This window comes from Neotamlana sedimentorum (assembly GCF_000943565.1).
In the GTDB taxonomy this organism is placed as follows: domain Bacteria; phylum Bacteroidota; class Bacteroidia; order Flavobacteriales; family Flavobacteriaceae; genus Neotamlana; species Neotamlana sedimentorum.
This window is the reverse complement of record NZ_JTDW01000051.1, coordinates 1-404: the sequence shown is the minus strand read 5'-3', so window position 1 is coordinate 404 and position 404 is coordinate 1. Positions and strand designations below refer to the sequence as shown.

At 43.3% G+C, this 404-nt stretch carries 1 protein-coding gene; it reads left to right on the top strand.

The window, feature by feature from the left end:
- Nucleotides 1-404, top strand: a 404-nt coding sequence (locus tag PW52_RS17610; protein WP_044634176.1) for a hypothetical protein, incomplete at both ends; no start/stop codon positions are given.

Here is a 404-nt window from a genome sequence, read left to right as displayed (position 1 = left end):
GAAACCTGGACCGAAGGTTGGCAAGGTGGTAGCGATTCTTGTGGAGCACCAATAGCACCACACGATGGTTCTAACACTGCAACTTATGTTTATAATGAAACTGCAGGAACAGTTACTCTTAATGGCACAGGGGCATTTATAGGGCTTGCAAAAGCTGTTAATTCTGGTGAATTAAGTAATCCGGCAGATGCTCCAGCTTCGGTAACTTATAATGTTGATTTTATAGATGCTAATACTATTTCTGTTTATATCGAAGCGGGTGCAGGTGTATTCTGGCAATATAAATTAGTTAGAGATGGTGCAGTGGTTTCGCCAGTTGTAGGTACTTGGAAATTAGCCGAAGAGGCTGGGGCTTTAGGTGTTGGTCCTGCGGTTGGAGATATTGGTTGGTGGAATTGTGATGC